At 33.8% G+C, this 24,843-nt stretch carries 21 protein-coding genes; 9 read left to right on the forward strand and 12 right to left on the reverse strand.

Annotated elements, in window-relative coordinates:
• Positions 1–107 precede the first annotated feature (107 nt).
• Positions 108–3,266, reverse strand: coding sequence for a cytochrome c biogenesis protein CcsA (ccsA, locus tag ACFSR1_RS00110; RefSeq protein WP_378288415.1), 3,159 nt, complete (start codon positions 3,264–3,266; stop codon positions 108–110).
• Between the two features lie 132 nt (positions 3,267–3,398).
• On the opposite strand from ccsA, the gene ACFSR1_RS00115 reads away from it, so the two are divergent.
• The 3 genes from ACFSR1_RS00115 to ACFSR1_RS00125 are packed head-to-tail and all read left to right on the forward strand — an operon-like array spanning position 3,399 to position 5,277.
• On the forward strand, positions 3,399–4,163 hold the full coding sequence (locus ACFSR1_RS00115) for a Rossmann-like and DUF2520 domain-containing protein (RefSeq protein WP_378288417.1): 765 nt from the start codon (positions 3,399–3,401) through the stop codon (positions 4,161–4,163).
• Positions 4,147–4,671: a KdsC family phosphatase gene (locus tag ACFSR1_RS00120; protein ID WP_378288419.1), complete on the forward strand. Its 525-nt coding sequence runs from the start codon at positions 4,147–4,149 to the stop codon at positions 4,669–4,671. Before ACFSR1_RS00115 ends, ACFSR1_RS00120 begins: the two co-directional genes overlap by 17 nt.
• Positions 4,672–4,704: 33 nt before the next feature.
• On the forward strand, positions 4,705–5,277 hold the full coding sequence (locus tag ACFSR1_RS00125) for a non-canonical purine NTP diphosphatase (protein ID WP_378288421.1): 573 nt from the start codon (positions 4,705–4,707) through the stop codon (positions 5,275–5,277).
• Here ACFSR1_RS00125 and ACFSR1_RS00130 read toward each other — a convergent pair.
• Positions 5,274–5,906, reverse strand: a complete 633-nt coding sequence (locus ACFSR1_RS00130) for a CPBP family glutamic-type intramembrane protease (RefSeq protein WP_378288423.1) — start codon at positions 5,904–5,906, stop codon at positions 5,274–5,276. The genes ACFSR1_RS00125 and ACFSR1_RS00130 overlap by 4 nt on opposite strands.
• Positions 5,907–6,978: 1,072 nt before the next feature.
• On the opposite strand from ACFSR1_RS00130, the gene nhaC reads away from it, so the two are divergent.
• The gene (gene nhaC, locus ACFSR1_RS00135; RefSeq protein WP_378288424.1) at positions 6,979–8,463 is read left to right on the forward strand and encodes a Na+/H+ antiporter NhaC; all 1,485 of its coding nucleotides are present in this window, start codon (positions 6,979–6,981) and stop codon (positions 8,461–8,463) included.
• Positions 8,464–8,521: 58 nt separating this feature from the next.
• Here nhaC and ACFSR1_RS00140 read toward each other — a convergent pair whose 3' ends face one another.
• Positions 8,522–8,920, reverse strand: a complete 399-nt coding sequence (locus ACFSR1_RS00140; protein ID WP_378288426.1) for an acyl-CoA thioesterase — start codon at positions 8,918–8,920, stop codon at positions 8,522–8,524.
• A 90-nt stretch (positions 8,921–9,010) separates the two neighbouring features.
• Between ACFSR1_RS00140 and ACFSR1_RS00145 the strand changes: the two genes are divergently transcribed.
• The 3 genes from ACFSR1_RS00145 to ACFSR1_RS00155 all read left to right on the forward strand — a co-directional run bounded on the left by ACFSR1_RS00145 (position 9,011) and on the right by ACFSR1_RS00155 (position 11,441).
• A complete protein-coding gene (locus ACFSR1_RS00145; RefSeq protein ID WP_378288428.1) occupies positions 9,011–9,640 on the forward strand; it encodes an NAD(P)H-dependent oxidoreductase in 630 nt (209 codons plus the stop codon).
• Between the two features lie 69 nt (positions 9,641–9,709).
• Positions 9,710–10,165: a thioredoxin family protein gene (locus tag ACFSR1_RS00150; RefSeq protein WP_378288430.1), complete on the forward strand. Its 456-nt coding sequence runs from the start codon at positions 9,710–9,712 to the stop codon at positions 10,163–10,165.
• Between the two features lie 85 nt (positions 10,166–10,250).
• On the forward strand, positions 10,251–11,441 hold the full coding sequence (locus ACFSR1_RS00155; RefSeq protein WP_378288432.1) for a DegT/DnrJ/EryC1/StrS family aminotransferase: 1,191 nt from the start codon (positions 10,251–10,253) through the stop codon (positions 11,439–11,441).
• A 12-nt stretch (positions 11,442–11,453) separates the two neighbouring features.
• Here the strand turns inward: ACFSR1_RS00155 and ribB are convergent, their stop codons facing one another.
• The 6 genes from ribB to tpx form a co-directional block, all read right to left on the reverse strand.
• On the reverse strand, positions 11,454–12,605 hold the full coding sequence (gene ribB, locus ACFSR1_RS00160; protein ID WP_378288434.1) for a 3,4-dihydroxy-2-butanone-4-phosphate synthase: 1,152 nt from the start codon (positions 12,603–12,605) through the stop codon (positions 11,454–11,456).
• Positions 12,606–12,673: 68 nt separating this feature from the next.
• Entirely contained in the window at positions 12,674–14,524 is a 1,851-nt protein-coding gene (locus ACFSR1_RS00165; protein ID WP_378288436.1) for an LptF/LptG family permease, read from the reverse strand.
• A gap of 73 nt (positions 14,525–14,597) precedes the next feature.
• Positions 14,598–15,230, reverse strand: coding sequence for a LolA family protein (locus ACFSR1_RS00170; RefSeq protein ID WP_378288624.1), 633 nt, complete (start codon positions 15,228–15,230; stop codon positions 14,598–14,600).
• Positions 15,231–15,275: 45 nt separating this feature from the next.
• The gene (locus ACFSR1_RS00175) at positions 15,276–17,753 is read right to left on the reverse strand and encodes an FtsK/SpoIIIE family DNA translocase (RefSeq protein WP_378288438.1); all 2,478 of its coding nucleotides are present in this window, start codon (positions 17,751–17,753) and stop codon (positions 15,276–15,278) included.
• Positions 17,754–17,820: 67 nt separating this feature from the next.
• Positions 17,821–18,189 carry a diacylglycerol kinase gene (locus ACFSR1_RS00180; protein ID WP_378288440.1) on the reverse strand — a complete coding sequence of 123 codons (369 nt, stop codon included), beginning with the start codon at positions 18,187–18,189 and terminating at the stop codon, positions 17,821–17,823.
• Between the two features lie 4 nt (positions 18,190–18,193).
• On the reverse strand, positions 18,194–18,694 hold the full coding sequence (gene tpx / locus ACFSR1_RS00185; RefSeq protein WP_378288442.1) for a thiol peroxidase: 501 nt from the start codon (positions 18,692–18,694) through the stop codon (positions 18,194–18,196).
• A 135-nt stretch (positions 18,695–18,829) separates the two neighbouring features.
• On the opposite strand from tpx, the gene ACFSR1_RS00190 reads away from it, so the two are divergent.
• Positions 18,830–20,926, forward strand: coding sequence for a T9SS type A sorting domain-containing protein (locus ACFSR1_RS00190; RefSeq protein ID WP_378288444.1), 2,097 nt, complete (start codon positions 18,830–18,832; stop codon positions 20,924–20,926).
• 86 nt (positions 20,927–21,012) lie between these two features.
• On the opposite strand, the gene ACFSR1_RS00195 is transcribed toward ACFSR1_RS00190, so the two are convergent.
• The 3 genes from ACFSR1_RS00195 to ACFSR1_RS00205 all read right to left on the reverse strand — a co-directional run bounded on the left by ACFSR1_RS00195 (position 21,013) and on the right by ACFSR1_RS00205 (position 22,286).
• Complete coding sequence (locus tag ACFSR1_RS00195; protein WP_378288446.1) at positions 21,013–21,270, reverse strand: DUF6952 family protein; 258 nt, start codon at positions 21,268–21,270, stop codon at positions 21,013–21,015.
• On the reverse strand, positions 21,251–21,565 hold the full coding sequence (locus ACFSR1_RS00200; protein WP_378288447.1) for a thioredoxin family protein: 315 nt from the start codon (positions 21,563–21,565) through the stop codon (positions 21,251–21,253). The genes ACFSR1_RS00195 and ACFSR1_RS00200 overlap by 20 nt, the downstream gene beginning before the upstream one ends.
• Positions 21,566–21,647: 82 nt before the next feature.
• Positions 21,648–22,286, reverse strand: coding sequence for a peroxiredoxin (locus tag ACFSR1_RS00205; protein WP_378288449.1), 639 nt, complete (start codon positions 22,284–22,286; stop codon positions 21,648–21,650).
• A gap of 276 nt (positions 22,287–22,562) precedes the next feature.
• Here ACFSR1_RS00205 and ACFSR1_RS00210 point away from each other — a divergent pair, with 276 nt between their 5' ends.
• Positions 22,563–24,806: a tetratricopeptide repeat-containing hybrid sensor histidine kinase/response regulator gene (locus ACFSR1_RS00210; protein ID WP_378288451.1), complete on the forward strand. Its 2,244-nt coding sequence runs from the start codon at positions 22,563–22,565 to the stop codon at positions 24,804–24,806.
• The last annotated feature ends 37 nt before the right edge of the window (positions 24,807–24,843 follow it).

Below are 24,843 nucleotides of genomic sequence, written 5' to 3' on the forward strand. Positions count from 1 at the left end.
GATATTATTGAAGTAGTGTTAACAATAATGCTAAAAAATTAACACTGTATAGATTTTGTATAGTCACTTTATTAAATAATTGATTGATATACAATTGATTAAAAAAACTACTTCTTATAATGTATAGTATATCGCCAATATGAGAAAGCACCTAATATTGCCCACGCAAAGAAACTATAATACACTGCAGAAGGAGTGACCACCTGATCACCACTAGCATAAGAATGTAGCCCTTTTAGATAAAAATTTACTCCAAAATAGGTCATTAAAATAGACCCAACCGCTAACACCGACATTAGATTAAAGAACCACCTGCTTCTTAGTCCTGGTACTAATCGCATATGAATTACAAAAGCATACACCATTATACTAACAAGTGCCCAGGTTTCTTTTGGATCCCAACCCCAGTAACGTCCCCAACTTTCATTAGCCCACATTCCACCTAAAAAATTGCCAATAGTTAGCATAACCAATCCTATCGTCAATGCCATCTCATTAATAATGGTAATCTCTTTGATATTAAGATCCATTCGCTTTTTATTAGACTTGGTAGTTAGGGTCATCAACAATAATGAAAGTATTCCTAAAATAGCTCCAACAAAGAAAGGACCATAACTTGCCACAATAATCGATACGTGAATTAATACCCAGTAAGAATCCAATACGGGTTGCAAATTAGCAATAGCAGGATCTGTCCAGTTTTGATGTGCAAAAAACAAGATAATTGCAGCTACAAAAGCTGTGGCTGCAACGGTAAGGTTACTCTTTTTACCAAAAGCTAAACCTAATGCCATAGTCGCCCAAGCTACATATATCATAGATTCATACGCATCACTCCAGGGTGCGTGACCGGAAACATACCACCGGATAATTAATCCAGAAGTATGTACCATAAAAATTAATACAGTAATCCCCATAAAGATGTTTATCAACATCTTTATAAACTTGTTCTTGTAATAGAATATTCCAAAAATGATTATTAAAATAAATAGCACACTAGTAACACCATAATACCTATATAATGTTCTAAATATATCATATTTATTTAATGCGATTTCAGCTTTTATTTTATCGTCTGCAGGCATCACTTCGCTACCAAACTTTGTCTGAAACGATTTGATACTTTCTATATATTGATCAGGCTTGCTATAATCCCCTGTTTTTCTTGCTTCCTGTAATGATTGTATATAAATAGGTACGATCTGTCTGGTGTACACAGAATCCATACCTGTAAACTTATGCTCATTAAGCTGTGGACCAGAAACCCATTTATTACCTTCGTCTCCCGGAACCGGAAAAATTCTAAGTATTCCTCCACCTAACGCTTGATTTAAGAGATAAAATTTTTCGTGTGTTTTCAGAAAATCTTTCTCAAAACTACTTGGGGTGTTTGTGCTACTTGCTTTCTCTAAGTAAGGATCTAGCTTATAAGAGCCATCTTGTTCCACGAGATCTATTAAAGAAACTCTTCTTTCAGATTTAGAAACACCTAATATCCTGCGAATACTGTCGTTTTCTCTCTGTATTTCAATAATTGGAACACTATACCAAATAAAAGGATTTTCGACCATTGATACAAAAACCTGATCAGCTGTTAACCCTTCATAGGTATCTTTTTTACTCAATTTACGCAGTAATTCTGAAGAAAAAGTATTAACCGGTTTCATCCTTCCTCGTTCATCCTGAATCACTATACTACCAAATTTTGCCGCGTGGTCTTTACTAACCGCATTCGCTTTAATAATGGAATCCAGCTTTGCTTTGCTAGGTAGCGTTTGTAAATGATTTACGTGATCTGTCTTTTGCTGTGCAAAAGAAAAAGCGGAAACAAATAATGCTAATATTATCGTTAATTCTTTCTTCTTAGACTTTACTTTATTTAACATTTGCTCCAAATCCTTAAACCTAGATCCTTTTGTAAATAGAATCAACATTAATCCTAAATAAAGTAGTATATAACCTATATAAGTAACTTTGGTTCCCCAGTAATCGTGATTTACCGATAGTACAGTTCCTTTTTCATCGGGATCAAAAGATGCCTGAAAAAAACGATATCCTTTATGATCCAATACATGATTCATGTAGATATCATAAGGACGTGGGGTTGCATTTTCTTCCACAATATCGACTTTACTCATAAATGACTTATATACTTTTTCTGTTCCCGGTTGTTTTTCCGCAATAAAATCATTCAATTTTAAAGCAAACGGAAGTTCTAATCGCTTAGAACCGTAACTAAAATACATATCCAGACCTCCTAAAGAAATCTTTTGCATATCATTAGCATATCCCTTTCCTCCTAGTAATTTTACTTCTTTGGTTTCTCCATTAGTAGTTACATCAAAAATAAGCGCATCTTGCTGCCCTTTTTCTTTTACTTCAATAGGCACTATATCATACGTTCCTGTTATTACCGGTTCTGGAATTACAAATTGCATTCCAGCAGTTTGGTATAAAGATCGTAACATAAGTGGCTGTAAACTATCCTTTATCACCAGACCTTGTTTTTGATCGGCCATTCTCATATAAGAGCCATCAAAGGGTGATTCTATATAATACTCATCATTCTCATATGTGATATTGATAGCTCCTTTTGTAGGTATATTAAAAGCGACCAGAATATTATGAATATTGGATACTTCTCCTTCTTTTAAATAGTGATCGTGCCTATTTCCGTCTCCAGCCTCAACTATTTTTAGATAATTCTCTCCATCTTCAGTTTCTACCAACCCCATTTCTGCTCCGGTGATGTAGTTTTTATATTGAATGGTAACCGGTTGTTGGTTATAATCTGTTTCTATTCTGAAATTATTATCTGTAGCTTCTGTCAATTCCAATTCCTCTGAAATTGGTCTTCTGCGAGGTTCACCATTAATTTCTCCATCTAAGAAAACCGTTAAATAGGTGCGTTCTGAAAGAAATTCGGATGTGGTTTCTCCTTCTCGAATCGGCATCACTCCTTCATAACTAATATAGCGGGTTATAAAAGCACCTAAGAGTATCAAAATAAATGAAAGGTGTAACAATAGTGTCGCCCACTTTTCTCTTTTGTACAATCTATAGCGAACAATGTTTCCACAGAAATTGATCATAAAAAAAGCCATAATTGCTTCGAACCACCAGGTGTTATAAACCCAAATTCTAGCCGCAGTAGTGCCATAATCATCTTCCAAAATTGTACCAACTGCCATGGAGACTGCAAACACAATAAATAGAATTGCCATTAATCGGGTAGAAAATAAAATACTCGCCAACTTCTTTTGCATCGTAATTTTTTTAGCTCGGCAAATTTAGTGTTTTTAAGAGGATTATTGATCATTCTAAGAATCCTATTTATTGGTTTTAACAGAACTATAAAACTTGTCTAATTTTTAAAGTAACTTCCTTATTTTAGCCAAATGAATTCTATAGTTCTTCTTGGTGCCGGAAATGTTGCTCAGCATCTGTATGCTGCTTTTTTAAACCAAAAATCAGTAGAGGTAATTCAATGTTATAATCGAAAAGGCATCAAACTGCATAAAGACCAAAAAGCTGATACAATTACAACCGACATAACAAACCTGAAAGAAGCGGATGTATATATTCTGGCAATCAGTGATGATGCCGTAGAAAAAGTCTCTAGCGCGTTACCTTTTATGGATAGATTAGTTGTTCATACTTCAGGGAGTGTTCCAATGAAATCTATAGATAATAGGAATCATCCGGGAGTTTTTTATCCTTTACAAACATTTAGTGCTACTAAAAAAGTAGATTTTAATAAAATTCCTTTTTGCATAGAAGCAGAACGAGAGACAGATGCAGTTTTCTTAAAAAAACTAGCCTCCAGATTATCTCAAAAAGTATATGATATCTCTTCTGATCAAAGAAATATATTACACGTGGCAGCAGTATTCGTCAACAATTTTACCAACTATATGTTTACCATTGGAAATGAGATTTGTGAAGAAAATAAAGTCCCTTTCGAGATTTTACATCCACTAATACAGGAAACAGCAAAAAAAATACATGAGATAGAACCGGATAAAGCCCAGACGGGACCTGCTGTTCGTAATGATTTTCATACTATAGAAAGGCACTTAGGAATTCTAACAAACGATTTACAAAAACAACTATACGAAACACTTACCAAAGCAATACAATCTAAATATGGAAAAGAGCTATAAAGAATATTTACAACATATTACTACGTTTATCTTTGATGTAGATGGTGTTCTGACCGACGGAACGGTCATCATTAATACCGATGGGGAATTACTAAGAACAATGAATATTAAAGATGGTTATGCATTAAAAACGGCTGTACAACAAGGTTTCAATGTGTGTATTATATCAGGAGGAAAAAATGAAGGTGTCAGAAAAAGATTAGAAGGGTTAGAAATTAAAGATGTTTATTTGGGCGCACATCATAAAGTAGATCAGTTAAACGAATACATGGATAAGAATGGTATTAAAATAGAAAATGTTTTATATATGGGAGATGATATTCCGGATTTACCGGTGATGAAAATGGTAGGATTGCCCACTTGTCCGCAAGATGCCGTTGCAGAAATCAAAGAAGTATCAAAATATGTTTCCTTTAAAAAAGGTGGTAAAGGCTGTGTGAGAGATGTGATTGAACAAGTGCTTAAAGTGCAGGGCAAATGGATCGAAAATTATGATGCTAAAGCCTAGTGGAATAATTAAAGTCAAAACATTATTTACGAAATGAAATTAGTATTTGCCACCAATAATCTTAATAAGCTAAAAGAAGTACAGGCATTAATTCCTTCGCACATTCAATTACTAAGTTTAACAGAAATAGGTTGTACCGAGGATATACCCGAAACATCTCCTACTATAGAGGGAAATGCGATACAAAAAGCTGAATACATCAAAAAACACTATGGCTATGATTGTTTTGCTGATGATACCGGATTAGAAGTGGACACTCTTGATGGAGAACCTGGTGTGTATTCTGCTCGATATGCCGGTGAAGCAAAAGATGCTGATGCCAATATGAATAAACTTTTGGACAACCTAAAAGGAAAAGAAAATCGGAAAGCACAATTCAAAACGGTTATTGCGCTTATCATTAATGGCAATTTAGAAACATTTACAGGTATTTGTAAGGGAATGATTACCAGAGAAAAAAAAGGTGATCAAGGTTTTGGATATGATCCTATATTTTTACCTGAGGGATTTAAGGAGACTTTTGCTGAATTATCACTGAAAGAAAAAAATAATATTAGTCACAGAGCAAGGGCAGTAAAAAAACTAGTGAAATTTCTAAATAGCTAATCTGCCGTCGGAAACGCAAGCATCTCTCCCATTCCAACCGTAAATAACCAGTTACCATAAATTGCGTGTTCTATGGATACGAGAGTGGTAGATTTTGTTTTCTGATACGTAAATGCAAATAACAAACCTCCTAAAAAAGTAAGTAGCTGAACCAAAAAGCTTCTTAAAAACATATGAGCTAATGAAAAAAGAACAGCATTTATAAAAACAAATAACCATTTGTTTTGAACCAAACTTTGATATCTGTTGTAAAAAAAAGTTCTATAAATAATTTCTTGGGGCCAAACAGACAAAAATGTATACACAAATAAGATCATTACCCACAAGTATGGTTTTTTAATAACTATAGAAAATAATTTATCTGGTGCCATCCAAAAAACATATAGACTGGTTATAATAATCACAATCGCTAATTTTATAATAGTTTCTCTCCAAAATGGTTTCCAATGTGATCTATTTGGAAGTTTTAACTTTAAAAGCCCTGACCTTTTAAGGTGAACCAAAATGTAAACAAAACCAGCGACTGTTAATATCACTTTTAGTAGGATTGGATACGTAAACAAAAAGCTGACAGGAAGTAATACGAATAGTAATAACAGTTCTAATCCTCGAGTAAAAGTAGGTTGCATCGTTTTGGTTTTGCACTAATTTCAGGATAAAAAACGAAACAAATTATTTTTTAACAAATAAAAAAGCCTCTGGGCAAGAGGCTTTTAATTTAGGAAACCAAATTTGGGGAATATTCGATTTACAATTTTGGGGTAATTAATGCTGGTATCGGGGGATACCATAAAACTAATTCAACTTATATCAATCATTAACAACACTTCAAAAGTACATCAGTTGGAAAGAAAAGTGATGAAATAGCTAAATGAAAAATCAAAAAATATCGACAAAAAACATAATTAATCGACAAAATACATTTTCATATAATAAATTCGTATTTAAAAAGCATAGATAGTTTAATTCCCTTTCATTTTTTCAGTAAATCTTATATGCTATATTTCCGGAAATGATATTAGATAGTAGATATGTAGTACAAAAAAAAGCCTCTTGGGGTATGAGGCTTATTAGTAGGTAATTTGGGCAAAAAAAGTTTAGTTCTCTAAATTTTGGAGTATTCTAATTATTAGGGAGCGAAACATTAAAACTAATTCAATTAGTAACTCTTATTTTTCACACTTCAAAAGTACATAACAGACTGTATTTTAGCAGTAAAACGAGAATCAATAAATATTAAATAATCGATAAAAAGCATTTTTATCAGACAAAAAGCATAATTTGGTTATTTTTTTATAAAACTCGAATGAATCCATTGAATAAACAACTTTCATATTAGGGTATAAAAAAAGCCTCATTTCTGAGGCTTTGTAATTTGTCAAATTTAACCTTGGGGGAAATTAAATTTGTCGGGGTAAAACGTAAACAATCAATTCCAATTCTTCTCTTTCACTATATATTTAATTTCTTGATATCTCTCTTTCGATGGTCCAAAGATATTTCGGTTATATCTTTTTACAATAATTTCTGGTCAAATATACATTTAATTATCGATAAAAATCAATTTTATTCGATAAAAAGCAAAATATCTTTATACAAACTAAAACCTACTTATCATTTTTATAATTAAACGAGGATAATACGTTGCATAAATTTTATTAATATCGTAACATTACATCCTTAAAATTTCGAATACTATATATGGAAAGTCAAAACATCACTCCTACTGATCCCCAAAACGAAGAAATCATTGAAAATAGAGAGCTAAATATTTGGGAAGCACTAATTCCAATCGTAGCACTAGTGGGAATGTTGTTCTATAATGTATATTATGCCTTTGGAGATGATGCATTAAGTGGAAGCAATCAATTTATTTTACTCCTTGGTGCAGCTGTGGCGGCAATTGTTGGCTTCTTTAATAAGGTATCATACAAACAAATGATGGAAGAAGTTGCTCGAAACGTAAAATCTACAACTGGAGCGTTACTCATATTATTAATGGTTGGATCGTTAGCAGGTACTTGGCTCATTAGTGGTATTATACCTACAATGATTTACTATGGATTACAGATTCTTAATCCTACCATCTTTTTAGCAGCTTGTGTTATTATATGCGCTATCATTTCAATAGCAACGGGTAGCTCCTGGACTACCTCTGCTACAGTAGGTATTGCATTAATCGGAATTGGAGACACATTAGGTATTTCTTTAGGAATGACTGCAGGTGCTGTTATTTCTGGAGCATACTTTGGTGATAAAATGTCTCCTTTATCAGATACTACTAACCTTGCTCCTGCTATGGCGGGAGGAGATTTATTTTCGCATATAAAATATATGACATATACTACTGTCCCAACTATAGTTATTACTCTTATCGTATTTATAATCATTGGTTTTACATTAGACACATCAGGTATTCCAGAAATAAGTGAACAGTTAGCTGCTATAGAAGGTGCTTTTACTATTTCCCCTTGGCTATTTATCGTTCCTAGCATAGTAATTGGTCTTATCATCAAAAAAACACCTCCTCTAATCGCGTTATTAGCCGGTACATTACTTGGTGCTATTGCCGCAATCATTGCGCAACCAGATATTGTTATGAATATAGCAGGAAGCGAAACACTAGATTTTAATTCAGCTTATAAAGGTGTGATGAACGCTATGACGGTAGATACCGCTGTAGAAACTTCTAGTGAAGAATTGAATGATCTATTTACTGCTGGTGGAATGTCTGGCATGTTAGGTACCATTTGGTTAATTGTATGTGCTATGGTATTTGGTGGTGTTATGGATGCTATCGGTGCGCTAGCAAGAATTAGTAAAGCATTATTAAGCTTGTTCGATTCAGTTTTTGGCCTATTTGCCAGTACGGTAGCCAGTTGTCTTGCGTTAAATGTTACTGCTTCTGATCAATACCTAGCAATTGTAGTGCCAGGAAGAATGTATGCAAAAGCATTTAGAGATAAAGGCCTTGCTCCTGAAAACTTAAGTAGAACCCTGGAAGACTCAGGGACGGTAACTTCTGTACTAGTCCCCTGGAATACCTGTGGAGCTTATCAAAGTGGTGTATTAGGAGTTCCTGTTGTTGACTATTTCTTTTTTGCAATCTTTAATTGGTTAAGTCCTTTTACCACATTGCTATTTGCAGCTTTCAGAATAAAGATTAAACAATTAGGAGATAAATAAGAAAATTTTTTAACTAAAATAAATTATTAAATGTATCCATCTTAGTGGATACATTTTTTTATTCTTGATTATCAATTATTGGAATAGGCTGTTTATCATTATCAATAGCTACAAACTTAAACATTCCTGAAACAGCGATCTCACGGTCATAGCTATACATTTCTTCTTTGTAAATATCCACTTTAACTATACAACTGGTTCTTCCTACTTCATGAATTTTGGCTACCAATTCTATAATAGTACCTTCTGGAATAGGTATTGAAAAATCAATTTTACCCGTAGAGATTGTCACCACTTTTTTTCTGCTAAAACGAGTAGCACATATAAAAGAAACCTCATCCATTAATTGCAAAGCCGTTCCACCAAATAACGTCTCATAATGATTGGTGGTATTAGGAAAAACAGCTTTAAAGATTCTGGTCTCAGATTTTTGGATCAATTCTTCTATAGTATTCATATAAGGTGTTATAGTTTTTTCTTATTAATTTAATGTTTAAAGGTAAATGTTATACCTGTATCTTTGCTGTAAATTTTTTAAAAAACTAGGATGAAAATTATTGACAGCCTACAATGGCGATATGCCACAAAGAAATTTGATAACACTCGTATACTACCTCAAGAGAAAATAGACATACTTACAGAAGCATTTAATCTTACAGCAACTTCTTACGGGCTACAACCATTGAAATTAGTAGTTCTCCAAAATAAAGAAGTCCAAAAAGAACTCACAGAACATTCCTGGAACCAGCAGCAGGTAGCAGACGCATCACATGTTTTGGTTTTTTGTATTGAAAATACAGTTGGAGAAGAATATATCACCAAATATTTTGATAATGTAAAGGCTATTAGAAATACCGAAGAAAAAGTATTGAAACCTTTTAGAGAACAGCTGGTAGACTCTTTTAAAAATAAACCCGTAGAAGAAGTCTCTAACTGGGCTTCAAAACAAGCATATCTAGCTATGGGAAATTTATTAACAGTTTGTGCTATTGAAAAAATAGATGCGTGTCCGATGGAGGGTTTTATGCCTGCAAAATACGATGAAATTTTAGGTCTTAATAGACTTGGACTTACTTCTGTTTTGGTATTACCTGTTGGATATCGTGCTGATGATGATATGTTTGCTGATTTCAAAAAAGTAAGACGTTCTATCGAAGAAACAATAATTGTCTTATAACCAGAATCTTGGCAAGATATTTGGTGTTCTAAAAATAGTATATTTTTGTTATACCCAAAACATAATAAAATGAAAAAAGTAGTTCTGTTTTTATCTTTAATTATAGCTACGTCTATATTCGGTCAAGAGAATGACTTGCAATGGCTAACAGATTTTGAAACTGCAAAACAAGTTTCTAAAGACAATAAGAAACCTATTCTAATGTATTTTACCGGCAGTGATTGGTGTGCTCCCTGTATCATGCTAAAAGAAGATTTTTTTTCAACAGAAAAGTTTAAAAAGCAATCACAAAATGTAGTTTTATTGATGGTAGATATTCCGAGAAGAATGGATATCATTTCTGAGGAACAACTAAAAGCCAACAAAAAATTATTAGGAATATATAACAAACAAGGTGGTTTTCCTAACATCATCGCTTTGGACCATAATGGCAAAGTACTTGGCACTCAAGGTTCTTATAGCTCTTCTCTACGTGATCCAAGTAGATATTTCAGTTTCGTAACTATGATTATAGACGATTACTAATTAAAAAGATAAGTTTCACATTATATATTCAAAACTCTTTTCGGTATTTTTGCCTTAAAGAGTTTTTTAATTTAACACTGTACCTATGCCGGGATTCGAGCTATTTGGAGCTGAAGAAAAAAAAGAAGTTCAAGACGTATTAGATAATGGCGTTTTAATGCGTTATGGTTTTGATGGTAATCGAAATGGACATCATAAAGCCCTGGAGCTCGAAAGAGATTTAGCTACCAGAATGCAAACTAAATATGCGCAAGTAGTATCAAGTGGTACAGCTGCATTAACAGTGGCGTTAGCCTCTGCAGGTGTGGGATCAGGTGATGAAGTAATCATGCCAACTTTTACCTTTGTGGCCAGTTTCGAAGCTATATTATCCGTTGGGGCTACTCCTATCTTATGTGATATTGATGACACATTAACACTAGCCCCAGAAGCTGTAAAAGCAGCCATCACTTCTAGAACTAAAGCAGTGATGCCTGTGCATATGTGTGGCTCTATGGCAGATCTTAAAGCATTAAAAGCTACATGTGATGAGCATAACTTAATTCTATTAGAGGATGCTTGCCAGGCTATTGGTGGTTCATACGAAGGAAAGCCTTTGGGAAGTTACGGAGACTTAGGATGTTTTTCATTTGATTATGTAAAAACCGTAACCTGTGGAGAAGGTGGTGGATTAATTACGAATTCTAAAGAATATGCAGAAAATGCCCATAAGTATCAAGACCACGGACATGATCATATTGGCAATGACAGAGGAGCAGAAACACATCCGTTTTTAGGATACAATTACAGACTTTCTGAATTAAATGCAGCTGTAGGGATTGCACAATTAAGAAAGTTGGATCAAACATTAACACTACAGGAAAAAAATTATACAATACTTAGGAAGACTTTATCCTCTATTCCTGAAGTTAGTTTTAGAAGAGTTCCGGAAACCGGAGTTGAAAGCTATGCATTTTTAAATATCTTTTTACCAAATGAAGAAATAGCGAGAAAAGTACATAAAGCGCTTGGCGAACATGGCGTAGATGCTTGTTTTTATTGGTTTGATAATAATTGGCATTATTATAAAAAATGGGAACACTTATTAGAGCCTTCATCTTTAAACAAACTCTCGGCAGAACAACAAAGCGGGCTACAAAAGAATAATCGATCTTTTGATGCCAGTGATGCCTGGATGGGAAGAACGATTTCGTGCTTGATAAAAGTAGGCTGGTCTGAAAAAGAAGTAAAAGAAAGAGCCTCAAAAATGGTTGAAGCTCTTCAAAGTATTCTATAAATAAAAGTTTTTCTAATAATTCACATATTCCACGATTTCTAATCCGTATCCAATCATACCTACACGCTTTTGTTGTACTGTGTTGGATACTAATCGTAGTTTATGAATATTCAGATCATGTAATATCTGTGCTCCTATTCCAAAATCTTTGGTATCCATTGCTATCTTTGGAGCCTTTACGATATCTTCACCATTTTGAGCCTCGTTTAATGCTTTCAATCTATTCAATAAATTAAAAGATTGACTTTCCTGATTAATAAAAACAATAGCACCTTTACCTTCTTTACTAATGCGGGTAAACATAGCATCTAATCGTTCATCTGCATTATTAGTCAACGTTCCTAAAATATCATTATTAAATAAAGTAGAATTAATACGGGTTAATACAGGTTCATTATCAGTCCAACTTCCTTTGGTTAATGCTATATGAATTTGATTATTGGTAGTTTGCTTGTAAGCCCTTAATCTATATGTTCCGAACCGAGTAACGATATCAAAATCTTCTTTCTTTTCGATAAGAGAATCGTGCTGCATACGATATGCTACCAAATCCTCTATAGAAACCAATTTAAGATCGTTTTTCTTAGCTACTTCTATCAACTGTGGAAGGCGAGCCATTGTACCATCCTCATTCATGATTTCTACAATTACACCCGCAGGTTTTAACCCTGCTAATCTTGCAAAATCGATAGCAGCCTCTGTATGACCAGTACGCCTTAACACACCACCTTCTTTTGCTTTTAACGGAAAGATATGACCTGGTCTCGCTAGCTCGTGTGGTTTAGTTTCGGGATCAATCAAAGACAAAACAGTTTTAGCACGGTCACTTGCAGAAATACCAGTAGTGACTCCATTACCTTTTAGATCCACAGAAATGGTAAACGCAGTTTCCATTGGATCTGTGTTGTTATCGACCATCATATTTAATTTCAGGTCTTCACAGCGTTGTTCTGTGATTGGGGTACAAATCAATCCGCGCCCGTGGGTTGCCATAAAATTAATCATTTCCGGAGTTACCTTTTCGGCAGCTGCCAGAAAATCTCCTTCATTCTCCCTATCTTCATCATCTACCACGATAATCACTTTTCCCTGGCGAATATCCTCAATAGCTTCTTGTATAGTGTTTAATTTGATTTTGTTTTTAGTCTCCTTAACCTCTGACATAGTGATGCAATTCTTATTTTGAAAGCAAAGGTAATTTATATAATGCTGAAATGGAAAAGTATCCAGAATTATCTGATTTTATTCAAATCTTTATTCAATCTGCTCTTATAAAAGAAATACACCAATGGATACAATGGAATACCCGCAATAAAAAACAATAACAAGGAAGGCTTATCTATAATTCCTTTGAAGTGTTTGTAAAAACTCTTTAGATTGAAATATGATTTTAGATAGAACATTATGTAGGAAACAACTCCTACACCACTAAAAAGTAATAACATCACTTTACTATCTCCCGAACCTTTTGATATCAGAGCAATAACCACATTGACTAAAATCAACATTACAAATAAAGCAATAACCACTGCTGAATTATCTTGAAAATGCCTTTTATCTTTTTCAGCCTTTATTATAGTATTTTCGTCAACGACAATATCAACCTTCTCATTTGTAACGGTTGTATTTTGGTCTTTAAACTTATTTACTTTATTTGACCTTTTTTCAAAAAAGTCTCGTATCGGTTGTACCAGGATATCAAAACTTACGAATCCTCGATCTCGTGTTGCTCTATACGTCAAAAAGATACTTAATGGGAATATAATAAAGGTAGATAACCAAGATCCTACAAATGCAGGGATTCCTCCTTCTTCTGCTCCATTCTTAGCAAAAATTCCGATAAAATGATACGTAAGAAATAACACCACTCCGATCACAATCGGTAATCCTAAACCCCCTTTACGAATAATTGCACCCAGTGGAGCACCCACAAAAAACAATAATACGCAGGCAATACCCAAGGCGTACTTATCGTGTAAGGACATTTCATATTTATTAAGTGCTCTTTTTTTAACTTCAAGATTCCTTTTGGCACTTTGTATTCTTCTTATTACTCCATCGACATTAGAAAACGCCAAATTGTATATCTGTGATTTTTGTTTTACGCTAAAACGATCATTAATTAGGTCTAAGGTATCACTAGTTGCTTTTTTGAGTGTGTCAATTTTTAGATTTCGATTTAATTCTTTGAATCCATTTCTTCTATTTACATCATCCTCTGCAGATTTCATCTCTTCATTAACCTGAATTGATAAGGTATCAATCTCATTTCTGAGCCCATTTACATTTAACATATTGAATCCTTTGCTGTACTGCTGGGCATCCATATCCACATTGTCTAACGAAGACAAATCGATATTAAGGACATATTGCTGAAAATAAGTTTTAGCAAAAGGTAATTTTTTCCTTTGTTTAGGAGATTTTTGTTGAACCTCTGTGTAATAATTTCCATCGTTGAGTACCAGTGTGATCAGATCAGAATCTATACTACCTTTTAATTCTCCATCAGTAGCTTTTATCACAGTAAAATTGCCGGCCCTTGCCTCTTTTTTATGAATAATTACATCCTTAATAAATTGGTCATTATCCCCATATTTTTCAGAGACTCGTATGTTGATATCTCCCAGATCATTAAACTGATTGGGCGTAATAACCATAGCGGGTTTGACCTTTACTATATTTTTCCTGAGGTTGACAAACTTACGTTCTGAGTTAGGAATGACGGTATTAGAAAATAAAAACGCACCAATCCCTAAAAAAAAGATAAATACAGACAATGTTCTCATGGCTCGTTGCAGCGATATCCCAGAAGATTTCATCGCCGCAAACTCATAATTTTCCGCAAAATTACCAAAGATCATAATCGATGTAAGTAAAATGGTAAGTGGCAATACCATAGGTATTAACCTAGGTGTAGCATATGTCAAAAACTTTATAATAACTGAAAAGTCCAGGTCTTTACCTGCTAATTCTGATATAAACAGCCAGATAGTCTGCAATAACAGAATAAACATGATGATAACGAAGAGTGGAAAAAACGTTTTAAAAAAAGTCGTTAGAATATATCTGTCAAGTATTTTCACTTATTTGCTACTAAAATAAATCCCGAAATCTTCGGGATATGTATGGATTATAAATTAATGCTTAAATATATTACTAATCTAAACGATTGATGTAATAATTACTATACTTTGATTCATCAAAAACAAACAAAGTCTTAGAAAGTGGTTGATTTGTTTTAAAACTATTCACCGTAATGGTAATGTTAGTACCATTATTCTGCATTAGAATCAATTTATAAATATGCTTTGTTTGCTTGTCAATTCCTAATAAAATCTCTTTTAAATCACTGTTAGAGTCAATAGGAATTAATTTTACGAATTGAATTTTTCTTCCTTGTACATCCTGTACAATATCCAATTTAGACGTATATCCTTCTTCATAAAAAGTAAGCATTTTGGATGGAGTAACACTAGCTTCATCTTCAGCGCTTTGAGAAGAAATATTAATCTCCTCATCTTCTGGTATAATGATGTGTAATTTTTTTCCGTCATACATTTGCTCAGTACCCATCAGGTTCAATAAATATTTATCACCCAATAAGGTAACATCTCCTCTAGTTTCCTGAGAAACATTTTCTGCCGGATTATTAAGGGCGTATTTAAATCCAATTACAATATTATCATAACTTCTCACCTTTGTAGACACTTCATCCAAGAGTTGTTTTGCATCTTGTGCCTGAGCGGTAGTAATAAATAATGTAACTACTAAAAATAATATTCTCTTTATCATCTATATATTTCTAAATATTAAAACTTCTTTTCTACGCTTGGTTTATTCAGCGTCTAATAATTGTTTTAAGGCTACCAAATCGGTCACTAAAACTTGTCTCGCCTTACTTCCTTCAAAAGGACCTACAATACCGGCTGCTTCTAATTGATCGATCAATCTTCCAGCTCTATTGTAGCCCAATTTAAGCTTTCTTTGTAATAAAGACGCTGAACCTTGTTGCGCTGTGACAATAACTTCTGCTGCTTCATTAAAAAGTTTATCTCTATCTTTCACATCTATATCAAGACTTGTGCCACTTTCTTCTCCGGAATACTCCGGTAACATATGAGCATCCGGATATGCTTTTTGACTTCCGATATAATCAGTAATTCTCTCTACCTCTGGTGTATCCACAAAAGCACATTGAATCCTTACCAGATCATTACCTTGTGTATATAACATATCTCCTCTACCTATCAACTGATCCGCTCCACCGGTATCCAAAATAGTACGAGAATCAATTTTAGAAGTTACTCTAAAAGCAATTCTGGCTGGGAAATTGGCTTTGATCATACCGGTGATAACATTAACCGAAGGTCGCTGAGTAGCTATAATTAAATGAATCCCGATAGCCCGTGCCAACTGAGCTAATCTCGCAATGGGCGTTTCTACTTCTTTACCTGCAGTCATAATTAGATCCGCAAACTCATCTACTACAAGTACTATATAAGGTAAAAACTTATGGCCATTTTCCGGATTGAGCTTACGTGCACGAAATTTTGTATTATACTCCTTGATATTACGGACCATTGCATTTTTCAATAGGTCATATCGAGCATCCATTTCTATACAAAGAGAATTAAGTGTATTAATTACTTTATTATTATCCGTAATAATAGCCTCATCAGTATCAGGTAATTTAGCCAGATAATGTCTTTCTATTTTATTAAATAATGTTAATTCTACTTTCTTGGGATCTACCAAGACAAACTTAACTTCGGCCGGATGTTTTTTATACAATAAAGAAGTTAATATTGCATTTAACCCCACAGATTTACCTTGTCCGGTTGCTCCCGCCATCAGTAAGTGAGGCATCTTTGCTAAATCAACTACAAAAGTTTCGTTAGATATCGTTTTCCCCAGCGATAGAGGCAATTCCATTTCTGCTCCTTGAAACTTAGATGAAGCGATTGCTGATCGCATAGAAACAATCGTTGATTTCTTATTTGGCACTTCGATACCAATGGTACCTTTACCAGGAATAGGTGCTATTATCCTGATTCCTAATGCTGCCAGAGAAAGTGCGATATCATCTTCGAGGTTCTTAATTTTTGAAATACGAATTCCTGCTTCGGGAACTATTTCATACAAAGTAACTGTAGGTCCTACAGTTGCCTTAATCTGGGCAATCTCAATCTTATAATTTTTGAGTGTTTCTACAATCCGATTCTTATTCTCTTCAAGTTCTCCTTGATCAATCGTAATTCCACCATTTTGAATCGAATAATCTTTTAATAAATCAATCGTTGGGAATTTATAATTACCCAGCTCTAATTTTGGGTCAAACTCACCAAAATCTTTCACCAACTTGGCGCTTAAGTTTTCTACTTCTTCTTCTTCCACTACGGTCTCCACCTCCATTGCAATATCCTCTGGATTATCCTCGGATTTTATAATTAATTTTTCGGGAATCTCACCAGATTGATTTTCAGGATTCCCATAAAATTCATTTACAGTGGTCTTTGTTGATTTCGTAAATTTATCATTATCAACAAGCGGAGTTTTTTCTTCAACTTTTTCTGTAACAGTATTAATTGAAAGATCCTTAGAATCTCCAGGAGATAAAATTTCTTTCTCTACAACCTCTTCTTCCTTTTCTTTTCTAATACTCTTTGTACCATTTATTTTTTTTGCCGATTGATAGTCCTTGGTGATTTCTGTTTGTGTCTTTTTTAATGAAGCGGAAATTTTTTCAGGAGTATAACGCAAACGAACGACTATGTATACAATCGCAAAGAACGCAAGTACCAATACAGTTCCTATAAAACCAATATAGTCCTGCATAAAATCATTCACTTCATACCCAATAACTCCTGCGAATAAACCGCTTTCTTTTTGGATAAATCCAAAAATTACCGAAATCCATAACATCACCAAGGTTCCCCAAAACCAGAATCCCGCAAGTTTCTTCCTATTTAAGTCAAAGAACAGATAAACCCCAGTTAAGGAAATCAAAACCGGAAGAATTAGAGCAGATATACCAAAACCTCTAAAAATGAAAAAATCACTAACCTTTGCTCCGGATATACTAAGCCAGTTCTTTGCTGAAGTAGTCCTATTTGGAAACTCAGATATTTCACTTTGATCTATTTTCCAATTAAAGAAAAAAGAAACAAATGCGAAGAATAATGCAATCCCTAAAAAAAATAAAAAACTACCCAAAACAACCTTTTGTTGTCTTGATAAAGTAAATCTTTCTTTTAAAGGAGTCTTTGGTTTTTTAACAGTTTTCCTTTTTGTTGCTGCCTTTTTTTTTGCCATTTTTTGGGTGTGTTATCGCAAAAATACGAATATCTATTATGGAACGTAGAAATGCCAAAAAAATTTTCTAGAATAAATAGGGAACGTAAATAAGACAACCAATCACAACGGCTGTTATTGCAGCAATAAAAACCGCTCCTGCTGCAATGTCTTTAATAAAACCAATTTTATCATGAAAATCTGGATGAATAAAATCTGCAATTGCTTCTATTGTGGTATTTAACCCTTCTATGCTCATTACAAGACCGATTGCAAAAGTCTGTAGGATCCACTCTGTTGTTGTAATATTCAAATAGAAACCTAAGGCTGTCATAATGATTGCTATGACAGCCTGAACTTGTATACTTGGTTCTGTTTTAAGCAACAATAATGCTCCTTTAAATGCATATCCACAACCTCGTAATCTTCCAATAATAAACTTTGAGATTTTACTCATACAATTAAACCAACGTCTTTATAGCATCAGCATAGTTAGGTTCTTGTGCAATTTCAGGTACTTGTTCCGTATGAATGATAGCTCCTTCTTCATCAACTACAACAACTGCTCGAGAGTGGAGCCCTTTCATCGGGCCATCTATAATATCCAAACCATAATCTTTTCCGAACTTTCCATCTCTAAAATCTGAATGATTCACTACGTTTTCTAAACCTTCTGCTCCACAAAATCTGGCTTGAGCAAATGGTAAATCTCTGGATATACAAAGTACTTTTGTGTTTTGTAAATCGCTAGCTTCTTTATTGAATTGTCTAACGGATGCGGCACAAACTCCCGTATCTATTGAAGGAAAAATATTAAGAACAACTCTAGAACCTTTATAATCTGATAGTTTTGAGACCGATAAATCAGTATTTACTAATTCGAAATCCGGTGCTTTCTCTCCTACTTTTGGTAGTTCTCCGCTTGTGTGTATTGAGTTTCCGCCTAGTGTTATTGTAGCCATAATAGTAAGTTTTAATAAGTGATGGAAATACCTATTTATTTCCTACCTCAATTTTACACATATCAAAAGAAATAAAAAAATTTTTAGGGATTTTCTAATCTCAAATGTTTTAATTGAAACGTACTTCAACAAATAATGAGAAAATTACAACTATTAACCAAAGTATTTCTTTTGGGGTTATGCATAAATGTATACGCCCAAAAAACACCGGATCAGATCGCACGAGAATGGATAAAAAGTAATCAAGTTAACTTGAAAGTTACATCTGAAGAAAACTTTATTTTAAGAGCCTCCAGAAGCAGTTTATCAGGTCATACTATGCGATATCAGCAGACCATCAATGGAATCCCAGTATACGATACAGAGATTACCATTCACGTATCTAAAAAAAATAAAGTAACCAACGTAGCTAATAACTACGACACAAAAGTATCCAAAATTAATACGACTCCTTCAGTTTTTAAAACCTCGGCTTTGGATATGGCAAAAGCTCATATCAATGCACAAGGAAGTTTTTCTAGAGAAGAATCAAAATTATACGTATATAATAAATTAGGAGATACTCGGCTGGTTTATGTAAATAAAATTAGCGCCACCTTGCCTGTTGGATATTGGGAAGTGATTATAGATGCCCAAACTGGCGAAGTATTAAAAGCAGAAGATATTTCGATTAAAAGAAACCCTGATCTAAAACCAAAAATTGATCACCAAAAGGCAGAAAATTCCATTCTTAATCAAAAATCAAAAAGCAATCCCTCTAAAAAAAATACAGTGGCTTCTTTTTTAGTTGATGGGACAGGTATGATATTCGATCCTGATCCATTATCAGCAAGCGGTCAAACTTATGGGGGTTCTTATGCTGATAATAACGATGCAACAAATGCTCAATTGGATGCTGCCAGATCTTCTGTAACGTTAAAAGATCTTGATTTTACGGGTGGCATCTATACTCTAAAAGGCCCGTATGCTGAAATTAGAGATATTGAAGCCCCAACCAAAGGTATTTTCACTCAGAATTCTCCCGATTTTAATTTCAACAGAAACGATGATGCTTTTGAGGCTGTTAATTGCTACTATCACCTTGATAAGAGTCTTAGATATATCAATGAAACTTTGGGTATATCGCTAGTTTCTACATTTAATGGAGGTGTTGTAGAGTTTGATCCAAGCGCATGGAACGGTGCTGATCAGTCATCTTATGGTGGAGGTCAATTGAATTTTGGAGAAGGCGGTGTAGATGATGGTGAAGATGCAGATGTTATTCTTCACGAATTAGGTCACGGACTGCATGATTGGGTCACTAATGGTTCTTTATCTCAAGTAGAAGCCCTAAGCGAAGGATGTGGCGATTATTGGGCTCAATCTTATAAACGAAGTTTAGGACAGTGGCAACCATCAGATGCATCGTATCATTTCGTTTTTGGATGGGATGGTCACAACACCTTCTGGGGAGGAAGAACAACAGATTACAATGCCCAATATCCAGATGACCTCATAACAGGATTCGCCCACGCTAACGGGCAAATCTGGTCTACAAGTCTGATGAGAATTTTTGATATCATAGGACGCGAAAAAACAGACAAAGCCTTTTTAGAAGGACTCGGAATGACAAATAGTTCTACTAATCAGGAAAATGCAGCGATTGCAGTAAGACAGGCAGCTATAGACATGGGTTATAGCTGTGCTGATATCGATGTATTTACTACCGAATTCACAGCAACGGGTTATAATTTACCTGCCATTCCGTTAACTATGAATTGTCCAGAAGATCAGACTACCGGAACTGATGCTGGTTCTTCCACTTTTACGGTTCCCGATTACACAGGAATGGGAAATGCGATCAATGAAGGATGTACCGCTACTGTTACACAGAGTCCATCACCAGGTACTACTTTGAGCGAAGGTGTTCATACAATTACCTTAACAGCAACTTCTGGAACCACTGCTAACTGTACCTTCCAACTTACGGTAGATGCTGTTTTAAGTGTAGATGATTTTGTGATTGCTTCCGGAGCATTATTATACCCCATTCCGGCCTCTAACAGTATAACTTTAGAAGGGAAATTTATTAAACAAGAAACACTTCAAATTTATAACTTGGTAGGGCAAAAAATGATCACTACCAATATCTTAGAAAATAGCACCAAAATTGATATTTCGAAATTGTCAAGAGGTGTTTACTTTGCCAAATTTAAAGATCAGAAAGGAGTTATTAAATTCATTAAGAACTAAAAGTTCTCTAAAACATATAAAAAAAAGTGCTGCCTTTCTTTTAGATAGAAAGGCAGCACTTTTTTTAAACATATAGTTATACGCAATTAGGTATCTATAGACCCCATTACGCGTTGCATAAAACTATTTAAAGCTTCTTTTCTTGGAGTACCGCTTTTAGTCATTTTGTGGACTTCAATAGCTCCGTACATATTAGAGATCAACTCCCCTATTACATCCAGCTCTTCATCTTTTAACGAAGAAACTTCGGTTAGCGCTTCTAGGGTTTCAATAGTCTCTACAAGAAAGTCCTCATCATTTTCTTCAATGAAAGATGTAAGATGTTTAATTATTGGTAACTTCATTTACTAATTCTTTTAAAACATCAAATTTATTTGTCTGAACCTGATTTACAAAAGCTCCATTTTTAAAAGTCGCAAAAGTAGGAAGATTATCAACCGTTGCCATTTTTCTTGACTCAGGATTTTTTTCAGCATCTACCATCATAAAAACTACATCATTATTTTCTGATGCTAACTTCTTAAATTTAGGTTTCATAATTCTACAATTACCACACCAGGTAGCAGAATATTGAACTATAACAATAGTATTATTATTTACAATTTCAGAAAGGTTATCCGTACTTAACTCTTGAACCATTACTTATAAATTAGATAGTGAAAAATAAACTTCTCCTGACAAAACTGCCATGAGAAGTTTATCCTATAGATGAATATACATCTTAGTGAGAAGCTAAATAAGAAGCTACTCCGTCTCTGTTAGCAGACATTGCATCTTTTCCTTCTTCCCAGTTAGCAGGACATACTTCTCCATTTTTCTGAACGTGTGCATACGCATCAATTAATCTTAAAAACTCTGCAACGTTTCTTCCTACTGGCATATGGTTAACACCTTCGTGAAAAACTGTTCCTTCTTCGTCAATTAAATATGTAGCTCTATACGTTACATTATCACCTTCTACAGTTACTATTCCTGTTTCTTCGTTATATGTTTCGTTTGTAATATCCAAAATACCTAATGTATTAGAAAGATTACGATTTGAATCAGCTAATATGGGATATGTAACTCCTTCAATACCTCCATTATCCTTCGACGTATTTAACCACGCAAAATGAACTTCTGGAGTATCACAAGAAGCACCAATTACGATCGTATTTCTTTTTTCAAATTCTGCCAGAGCCTCTTGAAATGCATGCAATTCTGTTGGACACACAAAGGTAAAATCCTTTGGGTACCAAAAAAGTAAAACTTTTTTGTTATTATTTTTAGCTTCCTCTAGTACGTTAAGCTTAAAAGTATCTCCCATATCATTCATTGCGTCAACGTCAAGATTTGGAAATTTTTTACCTACAAATGCCATTTTTTGTTTTTTTAACTGTGATTAATATTTTTTTTCGAAGTCGCAAATATACACCTCATAATCGAACCATTATATAGTGATAATTTTAATTTTCTATTTCTCTATAGTTTTTCCTAATAGATCATAATTCCTTCATTACTCTTTGGGAAATCCTACAAAAAAAGAAAAAACCTTACATAAATTACGGATTAATTGTCCTTTTTACACGATGATTTGCACTTTGTAAGCGGTATTTTTGTATTTTCGCTTATAACCAATGACTAAAAATTTAATAAGTTGAGTAACTCTCTTAATCAAATAGTTATATTGTTTGTTGTATTTATTTCACTAAATGCAATGGCTCAAACTCCCTTGGATGGAAGTAGTATTCAATCACATATTGAGCAAGCCGAAATTTTACTGGAGGAATATAAGTATGAGCAGGCTTTAGAAAAGGCTCAAATAGCTTATAAAACTGCAAAATATAACGATGACGAAAAAAATCTGGCTAAGATTCACGATATTATCGCTAGAGTTCATGAACTAAATGGTCAGGAAAGCGAGGCTATTACGAACTATACGATAGCAAAAACCTATGCTTCAAGTTCTAAAACTATTTATCTAAAGGCCAAACTTTATAACAATCTCGGAAACCTATTTATTCGAAACGAATCTACGAAATACAAAGGAATTAATCATTATAAGAAAGGTTACGAAATTGCAAAAGAAATAAAGGATACTTTAAATATGGTCAAGCCTTTATTAAATCTTGCCGATTATTATATTAACAATAATGATTACGAAACAAGTGATGAATACTTGACCAAAGTAAGAGCCTTTATTGGTAAGGATATGAATATCGCAAGTCCTCAAAAAACCAAGTTAAGTAATTTACTTGGTAGGTATTTTTTGCAGGTAAGAAGATATGAAAGAGCGGATGAACATGTTCAAAATGCCATATCTTTTGCTAAAAATGAAATTGAAAACCCCGAAAACAACAAAAGCCTGATTTCTACTTATCATAAAGAATTAGCTACCTCCTATCTTACCAAATATAAAATTTATAAAGCTCAAAAAGAGTTTGAATCAGCCACACCATACCTAGAAAAGCATTACGAAAATCTTTTGAAATCAGAAGATCTGACAAAAGAAATTGCCCTACAGAGAGCAATTATAGAGTTTAAAGTTGATCAAATGAAAGATCAAGTTGAACAAGCCAATAAGAAAGATGACGAAAACTACTCTAAAGAAATCAAATGGCAGATTAGTATTATTCTTGGTGTTGTTTTGATATTAATCTCTTTAGCATTCTTAATTAGTTCGTACAAGAATAATTTACAGAAGAAAAAATTGAATAATGATCTAATTGGAAAAAACAAAGAATTGATCAACGCCAAAGAAACAGCTGAACAGGTTTCTACGCTAAAATCACAATTTATATCTACCGTAAGTCATGAATTAAGAACTCCGCTGTATGGGGTGATAGGTCTTACTTCTCTCTTAATGGAAAACCCAGAAGCAAAAAAGAAAAATGAATATTTAGAATCTTTAAAATTCTCAGGAGATTACTTACTTGCATTAATCAACGACGTACTTCAGCTAAGTAAAATTGAGACAAATGAAGTTAAACTCGAGAAAGTTTCGTTTGATCTGAGATCTTTGGTAGAAGGAATAGTTAATTCCTTGCATTCTAAACAAAAAAACAACAATAACACTGTACATATTGAAATAGATTCAACCATAAAAACTACATTACTTGGAGACTCTGTACGATTGTCCCAAATATTAATTAATCTCATTGGTAATGCGCTGAAGTTTACAAATAATGGAAATATTTGGATAAAAGTAAAGTGTCTTGACTATCAGGATGATAACTACCACTTACGCTTTATAGTTAAAGATGATGGTATCGGAATTCCTAAAAGTAAGCAAGAAACGATTTTCGATAATTTCGCTCAAGTTAAAAACCAAAACCAAGAATATGAAGGCACAGGACTTGGTTTAGCCATTGTAAAGAAATTAATTCATCTTCATAAAAGTGAGATTTTCATTAATAGTGAAGAAGGTGTTGGTTCAGAATTCACTTTCGATCTGAGTTATGAAAAAGCTATAAAAGAACAGGATATTTCTTCTCAAACGGGTGAATCAATTAGTATTGGTACTACCAATTTTAATATCCTTATTGTTGACGATAATAAAATTAATCAAATTGTAACTCAGAATATCCTAAAGAAAAAAGGGTACACCTGTAATTTGGCTAGTAATGGGATGGACGCCATAGATATGGTAAAAAATGAAGATTTCGATTTAATCCTAATGGACATTAACATGCCAGAAATGAATGGCCTTGATGCAACCACGGTAATTCGAACATTCAACACTCATATCCCAATTATAGCACTTACTGCTGTAGAAGAGGGTGAAATAAGAGATCAGGCATTATCAGTAGGTATGAATGATGTGATTATCAAACCCTACGATACGCAACAATTCTTCCAGACAATTATGAAGAATATTTCTAAAGTGAAATACATAAATTAAAATCTCGACAATTCTAATCAAACAATTTATTCTGTTA

It is taken from the genome of Aquimarina rubra (assembly GCF_042684305.1).
Taxonomy (GTDB): domain Bacteria; phylum Bacteroidota; class Bacteroidia; order Flavobacteriales; family Flavobacteriaceae; genus Aquimarina; species Aquimarina rubra.

Bases quoted from the DNA above. Each gene is read 5' to 3' on its own strand.
- ccsA (WP_378288415.1), bottom strand. From the start codon at position 3,266: ATGCAAAAGAAGTTGGCGAGTATTTTATTTTCTACCCGATTAATGGCA.
- ACFSR1_RS00115 (WP_378288417.1), top strand. From the start codon at position 3,399: ATGAATTCTATAGTTCTTCTTGGTGCCGGAAATGTTGCTCAGCATCTG.
- ACFSR1_RS00120 (WP_378288419.1), top strand. From the start codon at position 4,147: ATGGAAAAGAGCTATAAAGAATATTTACAACATATTACTACGTTTATC.
- ACFSR1_RS00125 (WP_378288421.1), top strand. From the start codon at position 4,705: ATGAAATTAGTATTTGCCACCAATAATCTTAATAAGCTAAAAGAAGTA.
- ACFSR1_RS00130 (WP_378288423.1), bottom strand. From the start codon at position 5,906: ATGCAACCTACTTTTACTCGAGGATTAGAACTGTTATTACTATTCGTA.
- nhaC (WP_378288424.1), top strand. From the start codon at position 6,979: ATGGAAAGTCAAAACATCACTCCTACTGATCCCCAAAACGAAGAAATC.
- ACFSR1_RS00140 (WP_378288426.1), bottom strand. From the start codon at position 8,920: ATGAATACTATAGAAGAATTGATCCAAAAATCTGAGACCAGAATCTTT.
- ACFSR1_RS00145 (WP_378288428.1), top strand. From the start codon at position 9,011: ATGAAAATTATTGACAGCCTACAATGGCGATATGCCACAAAGAAATTT.
- ACFSR1_RS00150 (WP_378288430.1), top strand. From the start codon at position 9,710: ATGAAAAAAGTAGTTCTGTTTTTATCTTTAATTATAGCTACGTCTATA.
- ACFSR1_RS00155 (WP_378288432.1), top strand. From the start codon at position 10,251: ATGCCGGGATTCGAGCTATTTGGAGCTGAAGAAAAAAAAGAAGTTCAA.
- ribB (WP_378288434.1), bottom strand. From the start codon at position 12,605: ATGTCAGAGGTTAAGGAGACTAAAAACAAAATCAAATTAAACACTATA.
- ACFSR1_RS00175 (WP_378288438.1), bottom strand. From the start codon at position 17,753: ATGGCAAAAAAAAAGGCAGCAACAAAAAGGAAAACTGTTAAAAAACCA.
- ACFSR1_RS00180 (WP_378288440.1), bottom strand. From the start codon at position 18,189: ATGAGTAAAATCTCAAAGTTTATTATTGGAAGATTACGAGGTTGTGGA.
- tpx (WP_378288442.1), bottom strand. From the start codon at position 18,694: ATGGCTACAATAACACTAGGCGGAAACTCAATACACACAAGCGGAGAA.
- ACFSR1_RS00190 (WP_378288444.1), top strand. From the start codon at position 18,830: ATGAGAAAATTACAACTATTAACCAAAGTATTTCTTTTGGGGTTATGC.
- ACFSR1_RS00195 (WP_378288446.1), bottom strand. From the start codon at position 21,270: ATGAAGTTACCAATAATTAAACATCTTACATCTTTCATTGAAGAAAAT.
- ACFSR1_RS00200 (WP_378288447.1), bottom strand. From the start codon at position 21,565: ATGGTTCAAGAGTTAAGTACGGATAACCTTTCTGAAATTGTAAATAAT.
- ACFSR1_RS00205 (WP_378288449.1), bottom strand. From the start codon at position 22,286: ATGGCATTTGTAGGTAAAAAATTTCCAAATCTTGACGTTGACGCAATG.